This is a genomic window from Brevundimonas sp. SPF441 (assembly GCF_009661015.1).
GTDB classification, from domain to species: Bacteria; Pseudomonadota; Alphaproteobacteria; order Caulobacterales; family Caulobacteraceae; genus Brevundimonas; species Brevundimonas vesicularis.
This window is the reverse complement of record NZ_WJWX01000003.1, coordinates 174,553-196,352: the sequence shown is the minus strand read 5'-3', so window position 1 is coordinate 196,352 and position 21,800 is coordinate 174,553. Positions and strand designations below refer to the sequence as shown.

Annotated in this window: 17 protein-coding genes and 1 tRNA gene; 8 read left to right on the top strand and 10 right to left on the bottom strand. The window is 66.4% G+C overall.

The annotated features are described in order from the left end of the window. Positions 1–2 precede the first annotated feature (2 nt). The 3 genes from GGC30_RS03850 to GGC30_RS03840 are packed head-to-tail and all read right to left on the bottom strand — an operon-like array spanning position 3 to position 3,873. Entirely contained in the window at positions 3–935 is a 933-nt protein-coding gene (locus GGC30_RS03850) for a glycosyltransferase family A protein (protein WP_153922780.1), read from the bottom strand. Continuing rightward, positions 932–2,392 (bottom strand): polysaccharide biosynthesis C-terminal domain-containing protein, encoded by a 1,461-nt coding sequence (locus GGC30_RS03845; protein ID WP_370451862.1) that lies wholly within the window; start codon positions 2,390–2,392, stop codon positions 932–934. The genes GGC30_RS03850 and GGC30_RS03845 overlap by 4 nt, the downstream gene beginning before the upstream one ends. Further along, positions 2,389–3,873, bottom strand: a complete 1,485-nt coding sequence (locus GGC30_RS03840) for an exopolysaccharide biosynthesis polyprenyl glycosylphosphotransferase (protein WP_153922779.1) — start codon at positions 3,871–3,873, stop codon at positions 2,389–2,391. The genes GGC30_RS03845 and GGC30_RS03840 overlap by 4 nt, the downstream gene beginning before the upstream one ends. Positions 3,874–4,011: 138 nt before the next feature. Between GGC30_RS03840 and GGC30_RS03835 the strand changes: the two genes are divergently transcribed. Continuing rightward, positions 4,012–4,103, top strand: a tRNA-Ser gene (locus GGC30_RS03835). A gap of 98 nt (positions 4,104–4,201) precedes the next feature. On the opposite strand, the gene GGC30_RS03830 is transcribed toward GGC30_RS03835, so the two are convergent. Further along, positions 4,202–4,927, bottom strand: a complete 726-nt coding sequence (locus GGC30_RS03830) for a fatty acid desaturase (protein ID WP_228763566.1) — start codon at positions 4,925–4,927, stop codon at positions 4,202–4,204. Positions 4,928–5,007: 80 nt separating this feature from the next. Between GGC30_RS03830 and crtY the strand changes: the two genes are divergently transcribed. Genes crtY through GGC30_RS03815 form a run of 3 tightly spaced genes read left to right on the top strand, consistent with a single transcriptional unit; the run spans position 5,008 to position 8,584 of the window. Continuing rightward, the gene (gene crtY / locus GGC30_RS03825) at positions 5,008–6,174 is read left to right on the top strand and encodes a lycopene beta-cyclase CrtY (protein ID WP_153922778.1); all 1,167 of its coding nucleotides are present in this window, start codon (positions 5,008–5,010) and stop codon (positions 6,172–6,174) included. Continuing rightward, positions 6,174–7,655 (top strand): phytoene desaturase, encoded by a 1,482-nt coding sequence (locus GGC30_RS03820; RefSeq protein WP_153922777.1) that lies wholly within the window; start codon positions 6,174–6,176, stop codon positions 7,653–7,655. Before crtY ends, GGC30_RS03820 begins: the two co-directional genes overlap by 1 nt. Beyond that, positions 7,652–8,584 carry a phytoene/squalene synthase family protein gene (locus tag GGC30_RS03815; protein WP_153922776.1) on the top strand — a complete coding sequence of 311 codons (933 nt, stop codon included), beginning with the start codon at positions 7,652–7,654 and terminating at the stop codon, positions 8,582–8,584. The genes GGC30_RS03820 and GGC30_RS03815 overlap by 4 nt, the downstream gene beginning before the upstream one ends. 3 nt (positions 8,585–8,587) lie before the next feature. Here GGC30_RS03815 and GGC30_RS03810 read toward each other — a convergent pair whose 3' ends face one another. Genes GGC30_RS03810 through GGC30_RS03800 form a run of 3 tightly spaced genes read right to left on the bottom strand, consistent with a single transcriptional unit; the run spans position 8,588 to position 11,455 of the window. Next, on the bottom strand, positions 8,588–9,655 hold the full coding sequence (locus GGC30_RS03810) for an ABC transporter permease (RefSeq protein ID WP_153922775.1): 1,068 nt from the start codon (positions 9,653–9,655) through the stop codon (positions 8,588–8,590). Next, positions 9,652–10,569 carry an ABC transporter ATP-binding protein gene (locus GGC30_RS03805; RefSeq protein WP_194943516.1) on the bottom strand — a complete coding sequence of 306 codons (918 nt, stop codon included), beginning with the start codon at positions 10,567–10,569 and terminating at the stop codon, positions 9,652–9,654. Before GGC30_RS03805 ends, GGC30_RS03810 begins: the two co-directional genes overlap by 4 nt. Continuing rightward, a complete protein-coding gene (locus tag GGC30_RS03800; RefSeq protein WP_194943515.1) occupies positions 10,559–11,455 on the bottom strand; it encodes a polyprenyl synthetase family protein in 897 nt (298 codons plus the stop codon). The genes GGC30_RS03805 and GGC30_RS03800 overlap by 11 nt, the downstream gene beginning before the upstream one ends. Before the next feature lie 109 nt (positions 11,456–11,564). Here GGC30_RS03800 and fni point away from each other — a divergent pair, with 109 nt between their 5' ends. Further along, the gene (fni, locus tag GGC30_RS03795) at positions 11,565–12,608 is read left to right on the top strand and encodes a type 2 isopentenyl-diphosphate Delta-isomerase (protein ID WP_153922772.1); all 1,044 of its coding nucleotides are present in this window, start codon (positions 11,565–11,567) and stop codon (positions 12,606–12,608) included. Here fni and GGC30_RS03790 read toward each other — a convergent pair. Further along, positions 12,575–13,060, bottom strand: coding sequence for a sterol desaturase family protein (locus GGC30_RS03790; protein WP_153922771.1), 486 nt, complete (start codon positions 13,058–13,060; stop codon positions 12,575–12,577). The two genes, fni and GGC30_RS03790, sit on opposite strands and share 34 nt — an antisense overlap. Positions 13,061–13,134: 74 nt before the next feature. Between GGC30_RS03790 and GGC30_RS03785 the strand changes: the two genes are divergently transcribed. Then, positions 13,135–13,869, top strand: a complete 735-nt coding sequence (locus GGC30_RS03785; protein ID WP_153922770.1) for a sterol desaturase family protein — start codon at positions 13,135–13,137, stop codon at positions 13,867–13,869. 35 nt (positions 13,870–13,904) lie between these two features. Here GGC30_RS03785 and GGC30_RS03780 read toward each other — a convergent pair whose 3' ends face one another. Then, positions 13,905–15,236: a sigma-54 dependent transcriptional regulator gene (locus tag GGC30_RS03780; protein WP_153922769.1), complete on the bottom strand. Its 1,332-nt coding sequence runs from the start codon at positions 15,234–15,236 to the stop codon at positions 13,905–13,907. Then, positions 15,236–16,951, bottom strand: a complete 1,716-nt coding sequence (locus tag GGC30_RS03775; RefSeq protein WP_370451861.1) for an ATP-binding protein — start codon at positions 16,949–16,951, stop codon at positions 15,236–15,238. Before GGC30_RS03775 ends, GGC30_RS03780 begins: the two co-directional genes overlap by 1 nt. A 356-nt stretch (positions 16,952–17,307) precedes the next feature. Between GGC30_RS03775 and GGC30_RS03770 the strand changes: the two genes are divergently transcribed. Both GGC30_RS03770 and GGC30_RS03765 read left to right on the top strand, forming a co-directional pair. Further along, a complete protein-coding gene (locus GGC30_RS03770) occupies positions 17,308–18,660 on the top strand; it encodes a dicarboxylate/amino acid:cation symporter (RefSeq protein ID WP_370451865.1) in 1,353 nt (450 codons plus the stop codon). A gap of 62 nt (positions 18,661–18,722) precedes the next feature. Next, positions 18,723–21,794, top strand: a complete 3,072-nt coding sequence (locus GGC30_RS03765; protein WP_153922768.1) for a TonB-dependent receptor domain-containing protein — start codon at positions 18,723–18,725, stop codon at positions 21,792–21,794. Positions 21,795–21,800: the final 6 nt, after the last annotated feature.

The following is a 21,800-nucleotide window of genomic DNA, read 5'->3' as shown; positions in this document are numbered from 1 at the left end:
GGTCAGACGGCGTCCGCATAGACGGCGGCGCGGTAGAGCCTGAGCGCGAAGGCGCGGGCCTTGACCGGCAGGGCCGCCGTCAGGGCGGCCTGTTTCATCAGGCGACGCGCCAGGGGCAGGGCGGGCAGGCGTTTCAACGCGCGCGCGGCCTTGTAGCTGGGATAGGTCTGGACGATGGAGGGATGCAGGGCGACCACGCGGGCGAAGTTGCCGGCGCCTTGATCGAACTTGCGCGCCAAATCCTCGACCGTGTCCAGGCCCATATGGGTGGCGGGATTGTCGATATGGACGACGGGAAAGCGGCGGGAAACGCGCATGGCCCACTCCACGTCCTCCCAGCCCCAGCCGCTGAAACCGGGATCGAAGGATTCGGCGGCGAATACGTCGCGGCGCACCAGCAGATTGGAGGTGTAGACGTATTTCTCGGGCGTCAGGGCGCGCTGGGACGCGGACAGGCATTCCGAGGCGCCGGACAGGGCGCGGTGAACGGCGAACCGCGCGTCGGTCGGCGCTTGATCCAGCGAGAAGCCGCCGAAGGCTACGGCGGGCGCGTTGTCAGTGGCCAGTCGCAGCCAGTTTTGTAGGAAGGCCGCCGTATCTGGCCGCATGTCGCTGTCGAGGAACAGATAGGCCTCGCCACGGGCGGCGGTGGTCAGGCGGTTACGTCCCCTGGCGCGGCCCTCGTTGGCGGCCAGGGTGATCAGGCGCACGGGCAGGTCGAGGGCGTCGAGGGTCGCCTGAAGCCGGGCCGTCAGATCGGCGTCGCCGGTGCCGTCGTCCAGCAGGATCAGCTCCACCGCGTCGGACAGGGCGGCGGCCTCGGCATCCAATTGGCGCACCAGTTCTTGCGGATCGTCGCGCAGGAAGGGGATCAGGACCGAGATCGTTGGGGTCTCCCGAGACCAGGCGACGTTATCGTGGATATGGGCGCTCATGCCGGCACACTCCGGCGCGCGCGGATCAGGCGCAGCAGCACGTCACGCACCCCTGCGGCGTTCAGCGTCAGGGCCACAACGGCATAGACGAGACCACCCACGCTGGCGTCCAAGATCAGCTCCAAGAAACCGCCCAGCGGCGGCAGCATCCAGACGACCCCCGCCATGACGGCGGAGGCGATCCCGCAACGGATCAGCGCCTCCCACGGCATCGGCAGGGCAATGGCGCGGCGGCTGAGCAGGATGCAGGCGATCAGGCCGATAGCGAAGCTGGCGGCGGTCGAGACGGCCGCGCCCGTCACGCCCATGCGGGGGATCAGCACAAGGTTCAGCGCAACGTTGCAAAGGGCCGGAATCGCCATCGTCACCAGCAACAGTCCGGTCTTCTTTCCAAGGGTGAAGCCGAAGCCGAAGTAATAGGCGATCATTCCAGACAGGAAGGATGAGGCGGCGATCCACGGCGTCACCAGCGCAGCGGCGGCGCGCAGATCCTGGCCGATCATCAACTCCGCCAGCGGTCGCGCGACCAGCGACAGGCCGACGGCGGCGGGCAGGCCGATCAGGATCAGGGTAGAACCCTGCTCGATGGCCGTCTGACGCAGCGCCTCGCGCCCGCCGCGCTCCAGCGCCATCACCATGGCCGGCGCCCCGGCCGCGCCCAGCCAGATGAAGATGACGTCCAGCGTCCGGTTCGCCAGGCTGTAGCTGGCGTGATAGGCACCGACCGCCGCCGCATCCATGAAGGCCGCCAGCAGAAACCGGTCCGTCGACGCCAGCACCAAGGCCAAGGTCAGCGACGCCGCAATGGGATAGCCGTAGAGGGCATAGGCCTTCAGCCGCGTGCGATCCACGGTCCCGCCCGTCGACTGACGCAACTCGCCCGGCAGGATGAAGGGCAGGGCGAACAGGGGCGCGATGGCCAGGCCCAGCAGGGGCGAGGCTGCGCCGGCGCCGGCCAGCGCGAACCCGGCACCGACCAGAAAGCCTAGGATGGCGACGCCGATGTCCACGGCGGCGGATTTCGACACCTCGCCCGCCGCGCGATACCGCTCCTGAGCCAGCTTGGCGAGGTTGCGCATCGGCGCGCCGGCCAGGCCGAAGGCGACGGCTATTTTGAACGCGGGCGTCAGCGGCGCCAGCCACACGATCAGGGCTGCGATCGGGGTGAACACGGCGATGATGGTGAAGGACGTGCGGTACAGACTGGCGAAATGGGTCGCCATTCCCTCGGGTGTGCGCTCGGCCGCCCAGAAGCGCGCCATCGACGCTTCGAGCCAGGTGAAGGTCACGGTGTGGGCCAGGGTCGTCACCGAAAACGCCAGGGCGTAATGGCCGAAGTCGTCGGCGCTGAGCAGGCGCGTAAAGACGAAGATCGTCAGAAATCCGACGACCCCCTGGACGATCTGGGCCGGCAGATAGCCCCAGACGCCGCGCCAGAACATGCGCTTCTCGCTCAACGCACGGCCGCCCGGTCGCCCAGCAGGACGGGGATGGTGACGGCGATGACCCATAGGTCCAGCCAGAAGGACTGGCGCTCGATATATTCGATGTCCAGCTGGACGCGCTCGCGCACCTGGGCCTCGGTGTCCACCGGTCCGCGCGAGCCCTTGATGGCGGCCCAGCCGGTCATGCCGGGCTTGATGCGGTGGCGATGGGCGTATTCGGCGACCAGCAGGGCGGATTCGGTCTCGCCGGTCTTCATGCCGATGGCGTGCGGGCGGGGGCCGACCAAGGACATCTCGCCCGACAGGACGTTGAAGATTTGGGGCAGTTCGTCCAGGCTGGTGGCGCGGATAAAGCGACCGACGCGGGTGACGCGGTCATCGTCGGCGCAGACCTGGCGGCTGGCGGTCGCGTCGGCGGCGGCGTGGCGCATGGAGCGGAACTTCCACACGACAATGGTCTCGTGATTGAAACCATGACGACGCTGGCGGAAGAAGACAGGGCCGGGGCTGTCCAGCTTCACCGCCAGTGCGACCAGGGCCATGATGGGAGCAGCGACGACCAGGGCGACGGCGCCGATCACCAGGTCCTGGATCCGCTTGTTGAAGGCGCGGCGGTCCGGGTTGGCAGGACCATCCAGAGGCGCGAGCGGCGCATTCGCCAGCCTGTTCAGCAGCCCGTCGCGGCCCAACTCCGAATCGACCAGGACCGTCAGCGGATTGGGCAGGGCGTTCAACGTCTGCGTCAGGTCGCGCACGCGCTGGCCGGCCTCGGGATCTATGGCCAGCACGATCCGGTCGACATAGGGCGTCAGCCGGTGGGTCAACAGAGCCTTGGCCGTCCCCAGCACCGGCACGCCGGCGACGCTGTCGGGCGATCGGGCCAGCCGGTCGTCGAACACGCCCAGCACATTCATGTCACGCCGCTCAAGCGCCTGTTCGATCAGACGTCGCGCGTTTCGGGTCGCGCCGACGATGACGATGTTGGGCGACAGCACGCCCAGCCGACGCCACCGCGCAATGACGACCAGCCACAGGCCGTGCAACAGCGTCAGGGCGGCCGTCGTGGTCAGCGCCCAGGGCGCAATGACGTCCAGCGCCGGCCGGTCCAGCGCCCAACCCAGGACGAGCGCAATACCGGCCGAGACGACGCCCACGCCTACAACGCCAGCCATATGCAGAGGCCAGGGCGTGTCGCGTCCGAATCGATAAAGCTGAAGCGCGCGCATCAGCGCGAGCACCAGAACGGCGCCGACGACCACGGGCGCGGCGTCGCCGACCGTGATCGAGGCCAAGCCCGTCGGCTGTATCGCCAGGACCGCGCTGAACGCCAGCCCGCAGACCATCAACACGTCGATCAGCCGAAAATAATGCGCCGACAGCCGCACGGACGATCGCTCGCGCGCATTCAGCCAGATCTCCGGCCGGAACGGCCCGCGCGAAGGCCGGCTCTTCAGCGGCGTATCGGCGGCGAGATTGGCGGGACGGTCGAGCAACAGGCGATCCAGCAGCGATCCGGGGGGCGAATGATGGCCGCGATACTGCCGCTTCGGCCTCTATGTCGCGTTAACGTGGACGCTTTCTCTCGAACCGGATTGCGCGACGCATCAGCCTCCGCTATCGACGCCCTCGCAGGAGACGTGGCCGAGTGGCTGAAGGCAACGGTTTGCTAAATCGTCGTACCCCGTAAGGGGTACCGAGGGTTCGAATCCCTCCGTCTCCGCCATTCCTCTCAGAATATGGGCCGATCAGCAGACGCTCACGGTGCGGCGGGGCAGAGGCTTCGTGCGTTATGTCGCCGTTGAAAACGACCGCTGTGCACGCCTAGCTGAACAAACTCCACCAGGGTTTCCAAGGGGTCAGGTGGTGTTCGTGGTGGCGGCCGAAGTGGAAGCAGGTGAGCAACGACAGGACCGGGCCGAAGGGGCTGGTGCGGGCGTTGTGATGGTCGGGGAAGGCTTCGTCGGTGTGCCTGTGGGGCAGCCAGGTGCCGAAGGTGAACAACTGAAGCGCCGAGAGCAGGGCGGGCGCGGCCCAGAAGACGAGAAGGTTGGGCATCCGGGCGCCCAGGACCAGCACCGCGACAGCCACAAGGATGGTCAGAACGGCCAGTTCTCGCCAGCCGAAATAGGTGCGGAAAAAGTTGTAGAACCAGGGCAGGAAGGCGCGTGGGGCGTCGGCGTGAAAGTCAGGATCGTCCGCCGTGCCGGGCGCCGCGTGATGGGCGTGGTGGGCCGTCTTCAACGGCGCGAACCGAAAACCGGCGTAGAGGGCCAGCGCCAGGCTGCCGATCGCCGTGTTCAGCCGGGGGCGGCCCGGGGCCAGGGAGCCGTGCATGGCGTCGTGGGCGACGATGAACAGGCCGACGGACAGCCAGGTCTGGACGGCGACGATCAGCGGAACGGTCAGGACGCTCCACATCGTCCAGCGATGAAAATAGACGCCATAGATATGCAGGCTCAGCCAGGCCGCCGCGATCAGGCCAGCCAGCGTCAGGCCGATCAGGGCCTGGTTCGGGACGACCCGTGACATTGGCGTGACGGCGGACATGGCGCGACACTTAGCGCATCGCGGCCCGGTAAGCATCCTGTTCGCTTGCCGCATGCGTCGTCGCGTGCCACCTGTCTGGAATGCAGGTCGACGCCTCTGACACTTCCGCGCCAGACCTTTTGCTGGTCGGCGGCGGCCTGGCCAATGGCCTGCTGGCGCTGCGGCTGTCACAAGTCCGTCCTGATCTGGACGTGCGAATCGTCGAGGCGGCGCAGACCCTGGGCGGGATCCACACCTGGTCTTTCTTCGACAGCGACCTGACGCAGGCGCAGCGCGACTGGATCGCGCCCTTGGTGGTGCATCGCTGGCCGGGATACAGCGTCCGTTTTCCCCAGTTCGAACGGGCGCTGTCGACCCCCTATTGCAGCGTCACGGCCGAACGGTTCGCGGCGGTGGTCGAGGCGGCCTTGCCCGGAAAGGTCATGCTGGGCGCTTCGGTCGCCTCGGTGTCGCCGACCGAAGCGGTGCTGGCTGATGGACGGCGTCTGAGCGCCAAGGCGGTGATCGATGGGCGCGGGCCGACCGCGACGCCGGATCTGGCGCTGGGTTTTCAGAAGTTCGTCGGGCTGGAAGTGCGGCTGGCGGCGCCGCACGGCCTGACCACGCCCATCGTCATGGACGCCTGCGTCGATCAGGCCGGGGGCTACCGGTTTCTCTACACCCTGCCGTTCGATGATCGCACGCTGCTGATCGAGGATACGCGCTACACTGACGGGGATGCGCTGGATCGCGCGGCGTTCCGGCAGGGCGTGCTGGATTACGCCCGCGCGCAGGGCTGGGAGATCGAGACGGTGCTGCGCGAAGAGGACGGCGTCCTGCCCGTGGCGCTCGATGGGGACATCGGCGCGCATTTGTCGCGAATGGGGCCGACGGCGCTCAGCGGCCTGCGCGCCGGGCTGTTTCACCCGACCACCGGCTATTCCCTGCCGGACGCGGTGCGCCTGGCCGACCGGTTGGCGCGGGATTTCGAGCCGACGACGGTCGCCGAGGACATCCGCCGCCATGCGCATGACGTATGGGCCGGACGAGGTTTTTATCGGTTGCTGAACCGGATGCTATTCCGTGCGGCGCGACCCGATGAGCGATACAAGGTGCTGGAGCGGTTCTATCGTCTGCCCCAGCCTTTGGTCGAACGCTTCTACGCCGCTGGATCCACCCTCGCCGACAAGGCGCGGATCCTGAGCGGAAAACCCCCGGTGCCGATCGGCGCCGCACTGACCTGTCTGGTCGAAAGAGGACGTGCGTGATGCGGGCTGCAGTAATCGGATCGGGCTTCGGAGGCTTGTCGCTGGCCATACGGCTGCAGTCGGCGGGCATTCAGACCACGGTGTTCGAGGCCCGCGATCTGGAGGGCGGCCGGGCCTATGTGTTCAAGGACAAGGGCTACACCTTCGACGCCGGTCCCACCGTCATCACCGACCCGTCGGCGCTTGAGGAATTGTTCGAGGCCAGCGGCCGCAAGCTGTCGGACTATGTCGAACTGCTGCCGGTCGCGCCCTTCTATCGGCTGTGCTGGGAAGACGGCGACGTCTTCGACTACGTCAACGATCAGGACGAGCTGGACCGCCAGATCGTGGCGCGCAATCCGGCCGACAAGGAAGGCTATCGCAAGTTCCTGGCCTATTCGCAGGACCTGTTGAAGGAAGGCTATCTGAAGCTGGGGGCCGTGCCGTTCCTGGACTTCGCCAGCATGGTAAAGGCGGCGCCGGAGCTGATGCGGCTTCAGGCCTGGCGATCGGTCTATGACAAGGTCGCCAGCTATATTCAGGACGAGCATCTGCGTCAGGCGTTCAGCTTCCACTCCCTGCTGGTCGGCGGCAATCCGTTCGCGACCTCGTCGATCTATGCGCTGATCCATGCGCTGGAGCGGCGCTGGGGCGTGTGGTTCCCGCGCGGCGGCACCGGGGCCCTGATCCAGGCCATGGTGCGTCTGCTCAAGGATCTGGGCGGGGAAGTCCGGCTGAACAGCCCGGTCGAGCGCATCACCATGGCGAACGGTCGCGCAACCGGCGTGGTGGTGAACGGCGAGACGCTGGCCTTCGACATGGTCGCCTCCAACGCCGACGTGGTTCACACCTATCAGCGCCTGCTGGGTCAGGAACCGCGCGGTCAGAAGGAGGGTGCCAAGCTGGCGTCGCGGCGTCACTCCATGTCGCTGTTTGTCATCTATTTCGGCCTGAAACGCGTCCACCCGGAGGTGCGACACCACACGGTGCTGTTCGGGCCGCGCTATCGCGAGCTGATCGCCGAAATCTTCAAGGGGCCGGACCTGCCTGATGACTTCTCGCTGTATCTGCATGCGCCGACGCGGACCGATCCGTCATTGGCCCCGGAAGGCTGCGACGCCTTCTATGTCCTGGCGCCCGTGCCGCACCTGGCCTCGGCTGACATCGACTGGGAGGTCGAGGGGCCACGCTATCGCGACCGGATCCTGGCCTATCTGGAAGAACGCTACATCCCCGGTTTGACGGCGGATCTGGATACCTGCCGCATCTTCACGCCGGTCGATTTCCGCGACCAGCTGAACGCTCACCAGGGTTCGGCCTTCTCGCTGGAGCCGATCCTGACCCAAAGCGCCTGGTTCCGGGTGCATAACCGCGACGACCGGATCCCCAACCTCTATTTCGTGGGCGCCGGCACCCATCCCGGCGCGGGCGTGCCGGGCGTGGTCGGATCGGCCAAGGCCACCGCCGCCCTGATGATCGAGGACGCGAGGCAGCCGGCATGACCGACGCCGTCCTGGATCACAGCCGCCAGTCGATGGAGCAGGGGTCCAAGAGCTTCGCCGCCGCCGCGCGCCTGTTCCCCGCGGCGATCAGGGACGACGCCTGGATGCTGTATTCCTGGTGCCGGCACTGCGACGACGAGATCGACGGCCAGGTGCTGGGCCACGGTGCGGTCGGCATCGATCCGGTTTTGGCCGGCGAGAAGCTGGACGAACTGCGTCTGCGCACCGCCGCCGCCCTGGCCGGAGAGCCGCAGACGGACCCGGTCTTCACCGCCTTCCAGCGCGTGGCCATGCGTCATGGCATTCCTGCTGACGAGGCGATGGACCTGTTGCAGGGGTTCGAGATGGACGTGGTCGGCCGGCGTTACGACACGCTGGAGGACACGCTGGACTATGCCTATCACGTCGCCGGCGTCGTCGGGGTGATGATGGCGCGGATCATGGGGGTGGACGATGCGCCGACCTTGCGACGCGCTCAGGACCTAGGGCTGGCGTTCCAGCTGACGAACATCGCTCGCGACGTGGTCGAGGATGCGAAGGGCGGGCGCGTCTATCTGCCCGGCGCCTGGCTGGATGAGGCGGGCGTGCCGCGCGATCAGGTCGATCAGCCCCAGCACCGCGCCGCCGTGGCCAAGACGGCCCAGCGTCTGGTGGCGGCGGCCGAGCCCTTCTACGCCTCGGCGCGGTGGGGGTTGCGCGATCTGAACCCGCGCTCGGCCTGGGCCATCGCCACGGCGCGCGGCGTCTATCGTTCGATCGGCCGCCATGTGTCGCGCGCGGGGGTGAGCGCCTGGGATGGGCGGACGTCCGTCGACAAGGCGGGCAAGCTGATGCTGCTGGGGCGGGGTGGTCTGATCGCCCTGTGGTGCAAGACGCTGGACGCCTGGCGCGAGCCGCCGCCGCGCCCGGCGTTGTGGACCCACGTCTGACGATCAGCGGGCGGCGCGCCGCCTCTCCAACATCAGGGCGATCGCAAGGCCGCCTGCGCCCAGGCCGGCCATGACCGCCCAGGCGGCGATGACGGTCGACGTGAACTCGCCGCGCCAGATCACGGCCTGATAGGCCTCGATCGCCCAGGCGTGGGGCGTGATCCAGCCGAGGTCACGGAAGGCCTCCGGCATCAAAAAGCGCGGCGCCATCGATCCGCCCAAAGCAGCCAGAAGCAAGACCACGAAGGTCGTGAGCGGCTGGGCCTGTTCGCGCGATCGACACGCCGCCGTCAGGGCCAGGGCCAGCCCTGCGGCGCAGAAACCAACCGCCAAGGCGGTCATCGCAGCCGCCGCCATCTGCCAGAGCTCCAGGGCGGGCAGCTTGACCCAGGCGGCGACGAACACAGCCGCCGACTGCATCACGCCGACCGCCGTCAGCCAGACGGCCCGCCCGCCAAGGATGGGCGCAAGGCCGCCGCGGGCCAGGGCCAGGCGTGATTGGAGGCCGGACCGCCGCTCGTCCAGCCCGCCCATGGCCCCGTGCATGGCGGCGAAGAAGACGAACATGACGCTGACCGCGCCCGCATAATAGGTCGCCTGCACATCACCCTGGGGCCCGATCTGGAGGGTCTGAACGCGCGACGCGGGTCGTGCGACCTGACCCGACAGGGCGGTGGCCATCGGCTCCAGCCGCGCCTGAAGCGCCGACGCCGCCACGTCCCGGCCGGCGGCGGAAACGATCACCAGCTTCGGCGGTCCCTGCGGCGAGGGACGGATCAGTATGCCCGCGTCGGCGCGACCGTCGATGACGGCGCGATCGAAGGCCTCGCGATCATCGATGATGCGAAGACGCGCGCCCATGTCCGTCGACACCGCCTCGCGGATCGCCGCCGTCGCGGGCGTGCGCGACGCGTCGTGCAGCACGACGGTGGTGTCGATGTCGCCGCGCGCGCCCGCGCCGAAGATCGCTGCGAACAGCAGATAGACCAGGGGTGGCAACAGCAGGGTCAGGATCACGCCGGCGCGGTCGCGCCAAAACCCTGTCGCCCAGGCGCCCGCCACCGCCATCATGACGGCGTCTGCGACAGCTGTGCGACCAGATCGTCCAGGCCGGGGCGGCGCACGGCGACCTCGCCATCCTCGCCATCGACGACGGCGGCCAGCATCTGGGCGATGGCTAGCGCGTCATCGCAGAGCCGCCGCCACTCCAGCCCGTCCTCGGACGCGGTCAGCCCCGCCTGGGCGAACCATTGGGCGGCGGGGTCCGACGCGGGTCGGGTCAGGCGAATGCTGAGCAGCCGGGCTGAGCCGAACGCGCGATGAAGCAGGGCGTTCGGGGCGCCTTCCGCCAGAAGTCGCCCTTGGGCCAGGACACCGATCCGGTCAGCCGTATCGGCGACGAAGATGGCGTCATGGCTGATCAGCAGACAGCCGGCGCCCGCCTTTGCGGTTTCGCGCAGGGCGACGGACAGGACGCTTCGGGTCGCCGCATCCACCCCTTCCGTCGGTTCGTCGGCGATCAGCAGGCGCGGTTGTCCGACCAGGGCGGCGCTGAGGTTGGCGCGCCGCTTCCAGCCGCCGGACAAGGTGCGCACCGGCTGGTCCGAGCGCGGGCCGCAGCCGGTCAGATCGAGCGCGCGGTTCACGGCCGCGCCGCGATCACGTTTGGGCACGCCGCACAGCCGCGCCGTTACATCGACGTTCTCGCGCGGCGACAGGGCTGGGAACAGGGCGCTGTCCTGCGGCGCCAGCCCGATGCGCCCGCGTGGTCCGCCGCCTTTGCCCAGGACAACATGCCCGCGGCGAGCGGGCAGCAGGCCCGAGGCGACACGCGCCACCGTGGACTTGCCCGCACCATTCGCCCCGAGCAGGGCATAGACCTCGCCCGCAGCGATGCTGAGGCTGAAGTCACGCAGCACGGGTCGGCCGTCGTAGCCCGCATCGATCCCGCTCAGCGACAAGGCCGGCGTGACCTCAGACCCCAAGTTCGGCCTGCTGGAAAAGGTCCAGGACATAGAGGGCCAGGGGGCTGTCATGGCCGACCGCCTCGACCGCCTTGGCCAACGATTGCCGCACCGCCGCGCGGGTCCGGCATTCACCCCACAGATCGACAAACGTGGTAGTGTCGTCGTCTTGGCCCACATCCTTGCCGACCTCATCTACGGTCGAACAGACATCCAGCAGATCGTCGCAGAGTTGGAAGGCGAAGCCGATCGCTTCGCCGAAGTCCGACAGCCGCGCCAGATCCTGTGCATCGCCGCCGCCGAGCAGACCGCCGCCGCGCACGGTGGCGACGAACAGGGCGCCGGTTTTCAAATCGTTGATCTGGCGCAGGGCGGTTTCGTCGCGATCCCTCGCGTCGTCGCGCAGGTCGCGCATCTGACCCTCGGACAGACCATCGAAGCCGATCGCCTGCGTCAAAAGGTCCAGGGTCGCGAGACGCGTTTCCGCCGGCGCCGAGGTCTGCAGCACCAGACGCGTGGCCTGGTTCAACAGAGCCACGGCCGCCAGAACCGCCGTATCCTCGCCGTGGCGACGGTGCAGCGTCGGCTGGCCCCGACGCAGCGAAGCGTCGTCCATGCACGGCAGATCGTCCAGAACCAGCGACGCGGCATGGACCATTTCCAGCGCGCAGGCGTAGTCCAAGGCATCTTCCGGCTCGCCCCCGACATGCGCCGCCGCCAGCATGGCCAGCACCGGCCGAACGCGTTTCCCCTGGCCCAGCAAGGCCTCGCGGGCCGCTGTGGACAGCAGGCCGCCATGCGCGGGCGCGACCTCGGCCAGGCGCGCCTGAACCTGCAGGCGCAGATCGTCGGGGTCGCAGGATGCGTCCGCCAGGGGCGGTTTGCGCCGGATGCCGACGATCGCCATACAGATCTCCCGTACTCGCCGGCGTCGCGTTGCGACCACGCGCCGAACCTTTATGATGCCATACGGCATCACGACCGCGTCGGATGCAACCCGCTAGGAGCCGTTTGCGATGTCCACCGACGCCGATGCCTTGATCCGGCGCAAGGACGAGCACATCGACCACGTGCGGGCTGGGCGAGGCGTCAGCCAGACGACCTCGGGTCTGGACGCCGTCCGTTTTGTTCACGACGCCCTGCCGGATATCGATCATGACGCCATCGATCTGGCGACGCGCTTTCTGGGGCGACGGGTCGTCTTGCCGTTCCTGATCAGTTCGATGACCGGCGGGCCGTCGCGGGCCGAGGCGATCAATGCACGGCTGGCCGAGGCCGCCCAGGCTTTGGGCGTCGTTCTGGCGGTCGGCTCGCAGCGTGTGGCGCTGGAGACGGAAGGTGGTTTGGGTTTGGGGCTGGATCTGCGACGCCGCGCCCCCGATGCGATGATCCTGGCCAACCTGGGCGCCGTGCAGTTCGCCCTGGGCTATGGCGTCGACGAGGCGCGCCGGGCCATGGAGATGATCGGCGCCGACGCCCTGATCCTGCATCTAAACCCTTTGCAGGAAGGCATTCAGCCCGAGGGTGATCGAGACTGGCGCGGCGTGGCGCACGGTATCGAACGGGTTGCGGCGGCTTTCCCGGGCCGTCTGATCGTCAAGGAGACGGGCGCCGGCCTGTCGGGTGCGGTGGCGCGCCGTTTGGCGGACATGGGCGTCGCCGCGCTGGACGTGGCCGGGGCGGGGGGCACCAACTGGGGCCTGATCGAGGGCGCACGAGCGACGGGCGGTCGGGCGGAAGCGCTGGCCGCGCCCTTCGCCGGCTGGGGCGTACCGACGGCGCGCAGCCTGGTAGACTGCGCCCAGGCCGCGCCGGAACTGGATCTGATCGGGTCGGGCGGCATCCGCGACGGGCTGGATGCGGCGCGCGCGATCCGGCTGGGCGCCTGTCTGGTCGGCCAGGCGGCCGGGGTGCTGGAGGCGGCGCTGACTTCGACCGAGGCGGTGGTCGATCATCTGGATCTGATGGCGGCTCAGCTGAGACTGGCCTGTTTCTGCACCGGGTCGTCGGACCTCGCCGCCCTGGCTCAGGCGCCGTTGCTGGAAGCGCCGCGCTTCTGAGACAGTTCGGCCTTCAGCGCGCGCGCCGACCGCACCCACAAAAAGCCGAACGACACGCAGCCCTCGCGCGTCCGCACGGCGTGATGCAGCCGGTGGGCCTGAATGCGCCGCGTCCAGAACCCTGAGCGGCCAGCGATTCCCGTCGGGAACCGGCGATGCACCAGCCCGTCGTGGAAGAAGAAATAGACCAGTCCATAGGCCGTGACGCCCAGGCCGATCGGCAGCGCCCAAGGCCACAGATGCAGACCCAAGGCGACGAAGACGATGGCCGGGGCGGCGAACACCACGGCGAACAGGTCGTTCTTTTCCAGCACGTGGTCGTGCGGCTCATGGTGGCTGCGGTGCCAGGTCCACAGAAGGCCGTGCATGACATAGCGATGCATCGCCCAGGCGAAGACCTCCATCCCCATGGAGGTGGCGAGGAACAGCAGGATCATCGTCGGCCAGGACATGACCCCATCTTAGGCGCTTTAGGGACCGCGCGTCACGACTTGACCCGGCGCGACGTTTCGCCGTCTGTGCGCCCATGTTGAAGGACCTGTTCGTCACCACCCTCGCGCTCAGCCTGATCATCGGCTTGCGCTATCTGCTGGTCGGCGTTGTGACTCATGGCTTGCTGTGGGGCGGAGCGGGACGGGGGCGTCAACTGAACCACAGGCCGCCGGCGGCGAAACGCATCCGCGCCGAAATCATCGCGTCTCTGATCGCCTGCCCGATCTACGCTCTGCCTGCCGCACTCGTCATCGAGCTCTGGAAGCGCGGCGGGACGGCGATTTACGACGATATCAATGCCTGGCCGCTGTGGTGGCTGCCCGTCAGCTTCATCGTCTACATGCTGGCCCACGACGCCTTCTACTATTGGGTCCACCGCGGGCTGCACCACCCGCGCATCTTCCCCTGGGCCCACGCCGAACACCACCGGTCGCGCGATCCCAGCGCCTTCGCCTCCTTCGCTTTCGATCCGGCCGAAGCCATAGCCACGGCCTGGTTCCTGCCGGCCCTGACCCTCTTCATCCCCATTCATTGGGGCGTGGCGTTGGCGCTGCTGACCCTGATGACCGCAACCGCCGTGTTAAACCACGCCGGCCGAGAGGTCTGGCCCGCGTCTTGGCTGAAACACGCGCCCCTGCGCTGGATGATCACCGCCACCCACCACGACGCGCACCACAAACGCTTCAACGGCAACTACGGCCTGTATTTCCAGATGTGGGACCGATGGGCAGGTAGCGAGCTTTCTTCCGCTCGGAGGAGAAAGGCTTAGACGCCACCGCTTTGAACCAGGATTGTCGGGCGTTCTCAGCGGAAGTCAGCGGGCTTCAGGCCATGCCGCTGCAGCTTGTCGTACAGCGTCTTTCTCGGAACCTGCATTTCGGCCAGCACTGCGGAAATGTCCCCACGATGGGACTGTAGCGCGTCGCGCAGCAGTTCGCCTTCGAATCTGTTGACCCGGTCGGGAAGGCTCAGGCCTTCATCGGGCGGGCGGATCGTGTCGTCGAGTGACAAGGCGACCCGTTCGGCGAAATGCGCCAGTTCGCGGATATTGCCGGGCCAGTCGGCCTCGACCAACAGGCGTCTTACGCTGTCGCTTATAGAGGGGGTGTCGACGCCGTGGCGGTCCGCAGCGCGACGCAGGAAGTGGGCGAACAGCAGGGGAATGTCTTCTCGCCGTTCGCGCAGAGGCGGTACGCGGAGCCGCACGACGTTCAGACGGTAATAGAGGTCTTCGCGAAAGGCGCCCGCGCGCGCGGCTTCGCCCAGATCGATCTTTGACGACGCCAGGACACGCAAATCTAAGGCGCGGGGTTCGTTGGCTCCGATCGGATGGACTTCGCGTTCTTCCAGGACACGCAGAATCTTGACCTGAACGGCCAGAGGCATGCTCTCGACCTCGTCCAGAAACAGTGAGCCGTTGTGCGCCCGTTCGACGTGCCCGACCCGGCGGCGCAAGGCTCCGGCGAAGGCGCCGAGTTCGTGGCCAAACAGTTCGCTCTCGATCAGCCCGTCGGGCAGGGCGCCGCAGTTGACAGCGACGAACGGCGCCAATCGTCGCCGGCCGCCGTTGTGCAGGGCGCGCGCAACAGCCTCCTTTCCCGTCCCAGTTTCGCCTTCGATCAACACGTCCATCCGGGCGTCGGCGATCTGAGCTATGGTGGCGCGAAGTGCGGTGATGGCGCGAGACGATCCCGCCAAAGGCAGTTCCTGTCCGCTTTCGGAGGCCATCGCCAGCAAACGACGGTTTTCCAGCACCAGGCCGCGTTTTTCCAGCGCGCGGTTCAAGCTGTCCTGAAGGCGCTCAAACGGAAAGGGCTTGGCGACGAAGTCGTAGGCACCGTCCTTCATCGCTGCGACGGCGTCGGTGATATCGCCATGGCCAGTGATCATGATGATCGGCAGGGCCGCGTCCAAAGCCTGCAGGCGGCTGAGCAACTGGCGGCCATCAAGGCCGGGCATCCGCAGGTCGGTGATGACAACGCCCGGGAAATCGGCGTCAATCGCTCTCAATGCAGGTTCGGCCCCCGGAAAAGGGCGGACGTCGTAACCTTCCAAGGTCAGGCGCTCGACCAAGGCATGGCGGAAATCGGCGTCGTCCTCGATCAGGGCGACGGCAGTGGGGCGGGCGAATTCCATCACGCGATCCTCAGCGTGGCGACAAAGGTCGCTCCGATTTCCTCGTCGACCAAGTCAAGTTCGCCGCCGAAACCGGCGATCAGATCTCGACAGATGACCAGACCCAAGCCGAGGCCATTTGCGCGTGTGGTGACAAAGGGCGTGAACAGTTGGGCGCGCACAGCGGGAGGGACGCCAGGACCATTGTCGGAAATGCTCAATCGCACACGGTCCTTATCGCGCGAGACTTTCAGCGTTAGTCGCGGCCGATCGCAGCCTTCCAGCGCTTCTGAAGCGTTCTTGACCAGATTGACGATCACCTGTTCCAGACGAAAGCGGTCGGCGCGCACTGTGACGTCTGCGTCGCCTTCGCGGATCAATTCGACGCCGCCCTCGTCCAATCGGCCGCGCGTTAACAGCAGAGCCCCGTGGATTGCGTCCTCCAGATGGACGATGCCGAGTTTGGGGTCTGACTTTCTGGAAAAGACCCTTAGGCCTTCGGTGATGGCGCCGATGCGCTGGGTCAGGTCGCTGATCCGCGCCAACGCGCCACGCGCCTTGGCGGGGTCGTCGCGGTCGAGCAGGACACCGGCGGTCTCTGCCTGGGTCTGGATGGCGGCGACGGGTTGGTTGATCTCATGCGCCACGCTGGCGACGATCTGCCCCAGCGCGGCGAGTTTGCTGGCTTGAACCAACTCGTCACGCAACAGTTCGCGTGCGGTCTCGGCTTGGCGGCGTTCCTCGATCTGGCGATTAAGGGCGGCATTGGCGTCACGAAGCTCGTGGGTGCGTTCGTCAATCAGCCTTTCCAGTTCCAGCCGCGCCTCTTCCTCGGCACGAGCGCGGACAAGGGCCTGATGCCGACGACGCAGGAGCACGACGATGACGCCTGCCAGTAGGGTGACGATCAGGGCCGCAAGCGCCCGCGCGGTTGCGACGGCAGTCCCAATGGATCCGCGATCCGGCGACAGAAGGTGCAGGGTCCAGCCGGGCGTTTCCGTTGGGATCGCCGCATGCATCCAGCGTTGCTCACGTCCATCGACTGGAGCCTGGATCAGACGCGGTCGATCATTGGGGGGCGTTACGAAGGGGAGGGGGCGCAACGCCTCGGGTTGAAGCGTCTGATCGGTCAATGTCAGCCGCCGTCGACGTTCGTCCAGCGCTTCTGTGGTGCGGAAACGCCATGCCGGCACGCTGGTGATCAGCACGACGCCGCCGGGATCGACAACATAGGCCGGCTCACCCGACGCGCGCCATTCGGCCTCCAGAGCGGCGAATTCTACCTTGACCACGACGACGCCCACGGCGGAGCCGCTCGACCCGTCAACGCGCCGCGCCAGATAGAGTCCGGGTCGGCCGGACACGGTGCCCAAGGCGAAGAACTCCGCCTGGCGATGGCGCATGGCATTGATGAAATAAGGCCTGAACCCATAGTCGGCGCCGACGAAACTGGTCGGCAGACGCCAGTTGCTGGCGGCGCGGGTCCGGCCGCTGGCGTCGATGATGTAGATGGCCGCGGCCCGTGTCTGACGCGCCAGAGTCTCAAGTTTAAGGCTGACAGGATCGCCTTTTGCAGTCAGCGGGGCGCTCAGCAGGGCGGCGATGTCGGGATCGCTCGCCAACGCTAGGGGCAGGGAGCGGTGCTTTTCCAGTTCGCTGCGTAGCACGGCCGCGTGCAAGGCGGCGGCCGCCTCTGTCTGTCGAGCCAGTTCGATCTGAGCGTCACGCCGAGCCACCTCGCCCGCCCCGAAAGCCGCCAGGACGGCGATCGTGAACCAAGCTCCCGCCGTTATCAGCCAACGGGAGCGCCAAGGTTTTCGAGCCGAGCCTATGACAGGTGAATGCTGCACATTCCTAGTGTGCGGATAATCGCACGTAAGGGCTAGTCGCCTGGGTGAAAAACCGCACAGATATCTCGATAAACGCTCCGGCTTTCATAGAAAGTGCTTGGTTATCAAAAAGATGGAGACGTTCGATCAATCGCTTTCGCGATGATGGGTCTCGTTGGAAGCTCTATCCAACGGAGCGTGGCGAAGATCGCGCCCATCGAGGAGACTGCGGGATCACCCCCGCACATCAGGAGCCCTTCGTGATCTCAATACCGTCAGAGGCCGCGCCGGTCGTTCGCCGGCCGTTCTATCGCCACCTGTATTTCCAGGTGCTGATCGCTATCGCGCTCGGCGCTCTGATCGGTCACTTCTGGCCGACATTCGGTGAGAGCCTGAAGCCGCTGGGCGACGGATTCATCAAACTGGTGAAGATGGTCATCGCGCCAGTGATCTTCCTGACCATTGTGACCGGCATCGCCGGCATGCGTGATCTTGGAAGTGTCGGTCGCGTCGCCGCCAAGGCCTTCGCATACTTCCTGGTCTTCTCGACTCTGGCTCTGATCGTGGGCCTGATCATCGCCAATCTGGTGCGTCCGGGCCATGGTCTGAACATCGACCCGGCGACGTTGAACGCCGGCGCCGTCGAGCAGTATGCGGCGGCCGCGCACGAGAGCACGATCGTCGGCTTCCTGATGGGCGTCATTCCCGACACGCTGGTCAGCGCCTTCTCGACCGGCAACATCCTGCAGGTTCTGTTCGTGTCGATCCTGTTTGGCCTCGCCCTGGCGTTGGTGGGAGAGCGGGCCCAGCCTGTGGTCGATCTGTTCGAGACGCTCAGCCTTGCCGTGTTCAAGCTGGTCGCCATCGTGATGAAGGCCGCGCCCATCGGCGCCTTCGGAGCCTTCGCCTTTACGATCGGCGCCTATGGAATCGCATCGATCGCCAATCTGGCCGCCTTGATCGTGACTTTCTACGTTACTGCGATCATCTTCGTCGTGGGCGTGCTGGGTCTGGTGGGCGTCGCCAACGGCTTCAACATTCTCAAGCTGATCCGCTACCTCAAGGAAGAGCTTCTGCTGGTGCTGGGCACTTCCAGTTCAGAGGCGGCCTTGCCCAGCCTGATCTCCAAGATGGAACGCGCGGGCGCCGCCAAATCGGTCGTCGGCCTGGTCGTGCCGACCGGCTATTCGTTCAATCTGGACGGCACCAACATCTATATGACAATGGCGGCTCTGTTCATTGCTCAGGCGCTGAACATTGAGCTCACCATCTGGCAGCAGATCACGCTTTTGCTGGTCGCCATGCTTAGCTCAAAAGGCGCGGCGGGCATCACGGGCGCGGGCTTCATCACCCTGGCGGCGACCCTGTCGGTCGTGCCGGATGTGCCAGTCGCAGGCATGGCGCTGATCCTGGGCATCGACCGCTTCATGAGCGAATGCCGGGCCCTGACCAACTTCATCGGCAACGCCGTGGCCACCATCGTCGTGGCCCGCTGGGAAAACGCGCTGGATCGCGACGCCCTGAAGGCCGCGCTGGACGGACATCCCTTGCCGGTGGCGGCGCTGCCCGACCCTGCGGCGGGGCCTGGAGACGATCTGGTTCTCGCCAAGGACTGACGGCGAGAACGACTTTTGAATGACGGGACCGCCGACATAACGACGGCCCGGGAGGAGGAAACATGAAGATGCAATCCAAGTTCGCACTGATGGCGGGCGCGGCCTCGGCTGTCCTGCTGATCTCGGCGGGAGCGGCTCTGGCTCAGGAGGCCACGCCTCAATCCACTCCAGCGCAGGAGGGCGAGGCGGCGCAGGTCGAGGACATCGTCGTCGTCGGCTCTCAAATCCGCGGTGCCTCCACCACGGCGGCTCTGCCGGTGACCGTTGTGACGCAGGAAGAAATCATCGCGACCGGCGCCGTCAGCGGCGATGATCTGCTGCGGTCCATTCCCCAGATGGGCGATGTGCTGTTCTCCAGCGCCAACAATCCTCAAACCTCGAACGCAGCGCGGGGCGACGTCAACTCGGTCAATCTGCGCTCGCTCGGCGTGGGCAACACCCTGGTGCTCTTGAACGGACGTCGGATCGTTCAGCACCCCACCAGCCAGGGTACGTCCGACACCGGCACGGTGCCGGTGCTCAGCTACAACTCCAACGCCATTCCGGTATCGGGGCTCGAGCGATTGGAGGTTCTGCTGGACGGCGCCGCCGCCATCTATGGCGCGGATGCGGTCGCGGGCGTCGTGAACACTGTGCTTCAGCAGGATTTCGACGGCTTGGAGATGAAGGCCCAGTACGGCGGCGCCGAGGGCACGCATCGCCGAGAGTTCACCTTCGGAATGTTCGCCGGAAAGGATTTCGAGCGGGGCAATCTGTCGGGCTTCCTCGACTACACCAACCGCACCGCCCAGCAGGCCAGCGACGAACCCTATACCGCTTCTGACGACCGTCGCAGCCTGTTCGCCAACGTGCCGGGCTATGAGAACTCCACCGACACCGATGGGCGCTCCTCCTATACAGCCTGGGCCAACTTCCAGACGCCGTTCCAGGTCCGTCGGGGCACGACAGCACTGACGACCGGCGCCGGAGCCTTTCACAATCAGCCTTCCAGCTTCGGCTGCACCGCGCCGGTCGGCGGTGATGTGTGCTTGGCCAGCGGCAACATCAGCTACAGCGGCGCCGGCCGCGAGTTGCGCTATGACGGGGCGCGGGGCACCACCCAATCGCCGGATATTGAACGGTTGAACCTGTTCGTGTCGGGTCATTACGATCTCGACAACGGCGTGACGGCCTTTGGCGAACTCGGCTATTACACAGCGTCGACCCAGAACATTCAGCCGCCGACCATTTTGCTGAACCCGCTCTGGATCCCAGCCAGCAACTACTGGAATCCGTTCGGCCCCGTCACTTTTGCCGACGGGACGCGTAATCCCAATCGTCTCGCTGGCCTGACAAACGTCCCCACAGCCGGGACGGCCGTTAAGCTGGTTCGGTATCGCTTCAACGATCTGGGCGCCCAGGTGGTGGATGTCGACAACTGGCAGTCCCGATTCCTGGGCGGCCTTCGGGGGGAATGGCGCGGCTTCGATTGGGAAAGCGCGCTGCTGTATTCGGAAGCCGAGGCCACCGACAGCTCGAACGCCGTCAATCTGACAGCGCTTCAGGCCAATCTCGCCCTGTCGACGCCCGACGCGTACAATCCGTTCAGCGGCGGGTGTGTGAACGACACCAGCTTTGGCGACTGCACGCCCAGTTCTCAGGCCGCAATCGACGCCATCACGACCGACTTGACGCGTGTATCCAAGACCACGCTGGCGCTGTGGGACTTCAAGGTCAGCCGTCCCGATGTCTTCACCCTGCCGGGCGGACCTGTCGGTATGGCCCTGGGCGTCGAGGCGCGCCGTGAGACCCAGCGTGACGACCGCGACGCCGATCTGGACGGCACTAACATCTTCCGCGACAGCGTCTCGGGCGAGATCAGCCAGTCCAACATCGCTGCGGTCAGTTCAAACCCCGATACCTACGGTAAGCGCGAGGTCTATTCGGCCTATGTCGAGTTCGCGGTGCCTGTCGTTTCGCCGGAGATGAACATCCCGCTGGTTCGCAGCCTCGATTTCCAACTGGCCGGTCGATACGAGCACTATTCCGACTTCGGCGATGTGGCCAAGCCCAAGATCGCCATGGCCTGGGACCTGGTCGAAGGCGTGCGCGTCCGAGGCTCGTATTCCGAGGGTTTCCGCGCGCCGAACCTGGAACAGACCAACGCTGCGCAGTATGGGCGTCTGTCGACCAATAACGACTACGTCCGCTGCGAGGCCGATCTGCGCCTGGGTCGGATCACCAACTTCAACCAATGCTCGCAACCCGCCAGCGCCTCGCTGCTGGTGTCGGGCAATCCCGAGCTTCAGCCCGAGGAAAGCACCAACCAGTCCATCGGCCTGGTGTTGCAGCCCTGGTTCATTCCCGAGCAGTTCGGCCGCTTCACCTTCACGCTCGACCGCTGGAAGATCGAGCAGGAGAAGATCGTCGGTCTGCTGGGCGCCCAGTCGAACGTCGTGCTGGACTATCTGAACATCCTGAACGGCACGCGGAACGACAACGTCAACCGTGCGGCGGTGACGGCCGACGACATCGCCTTCTTCCAGGGCAGCGGAATCACACCTGTCGGACAGATCGTCTCGGTCGAAGATCAGTTCATCAATCTGCTGCCGCAGACGGTGGAGGGGCTCGACATCGGTCTTCAATGGCGGCTGCGCGGCACGCCCTGGGGCAACTTCCGCGCCAGCGTGAATGCCGCGCATTTGATGAAGTTCGATCGTTCACCCGGCCCCTTGGTCGAGTCGCTGTTCGCGGCGCGTGAAGCCGGTCAGATCAATGCGAATACGCCGCTGCCGATCTCTCAGACCTTGCTGGCTCGCAACGGCCGGCCGGAATGGCGGGTGACGGGCTCGTTCACCTGGTCGCAAGGGCCATGGCAGGTGGGCGCATTCACCCAATACAACAGCGCCGTTACGGAAACCGGCTTCCTCAGCGCCCAGGGCGATCCCTGGCAGGTCGATAGCCAGATCACCGGCAATCTGTATGGTCAGTATGAGTTCGGCGACAACGCCGGGTTCGCGTCCGGCACAACGGTTCGCCTGGGTGCGCGCAACATCACTGACGAGCAGCCGCCGTTGACTTCGTCGGGATATCTGGGTGCGCTCTACAATCCCTACGGCCGCTACTGGTACGCCAACATCTCCAAGACGTTTTAAGAGGGG

Coding starts and splice junctions, on each gene's coding strand:
- GGC30_RS03830 (WP_228763566.1), bottom strand. CDS start 4,927: ATGTCCGCCGTCACGCCAATGTCACGGGTCGTCCCGAACCAGGCCCTG.
- GGC30_RS03850 (WP_153922780.1), bottom strand. CDS start 935: ATGAGCGCCCATATCCACGATAACGTCGCCTGGTCTCGGGAGACCCCA.
- GGC30_RS03765 (WP_153922768.1), top strand. CDS start 18,723: ATGAAGATGCAATCCAAGTTCGCACTGATGGCGGGCGCGGCCTCGGCT.
- GGC30_RS03785 (WP_153922770.1), top strand. CDS start 13,135: ATGTTGAAGGACCTGTTCGTCACCACCCTCGCGCTCAGCCTGATCATC.
- crtY (WP_153922778.1), top strand. CDS start 5,008: ATGCAGGTCGACGCCTCTGACACTTCCGCGCCAGACCTTTTGCTGGTC.
- GGC30_RS03820 (WP_153922777.1), top strand. CDS start 6,174: ATGCGGGCTGCAGTAATCGGATCGGGCTTCGGAGGCTTGTCGCTGGCC.
- GGC30_RS03790 (WP_153922771.1), bottom strand. CDS start 13,060: ATGTCCTGGCCGACGATGATCCTGCTGTTCCTCGCCACCTCCATGGGG.
- fni (WP_153922772.1), top strand. CDS start 11,565: ATGTCCACCGACGCCGATGCCTTGATCCGGCGCAAGGACGAGCACATC.
- GGC30_RS03800 (WP_194943515.1), bottom strand. CDS start 11,455: ATGGCGATCGTCGGCATCCGGCGCAAACCGCCCCTGGCGGACGCATCC.
- GGC30_RS03780 (WP_153922769.1), bottom strand. CDS start 15,236: ATGGAATTCGCCCGCCCCACTGCCGTCGCCCTGATCGAGGACGACGCC.
- GGC30_RS03810 (WP_153922775.1), bottom strand. CDS start 9,655: ATGATGGCGGTGGCGGGCGCCTGGGCGACAGGGTTTTGGCGCGACCGC.
- GGC30_RS03815 (WP_153922776.1), top strand. CDS start 7,652: ATGACCGACGCCGTCCTGGATCACAGCCGCCAGTCGATGGAGCAGGGG.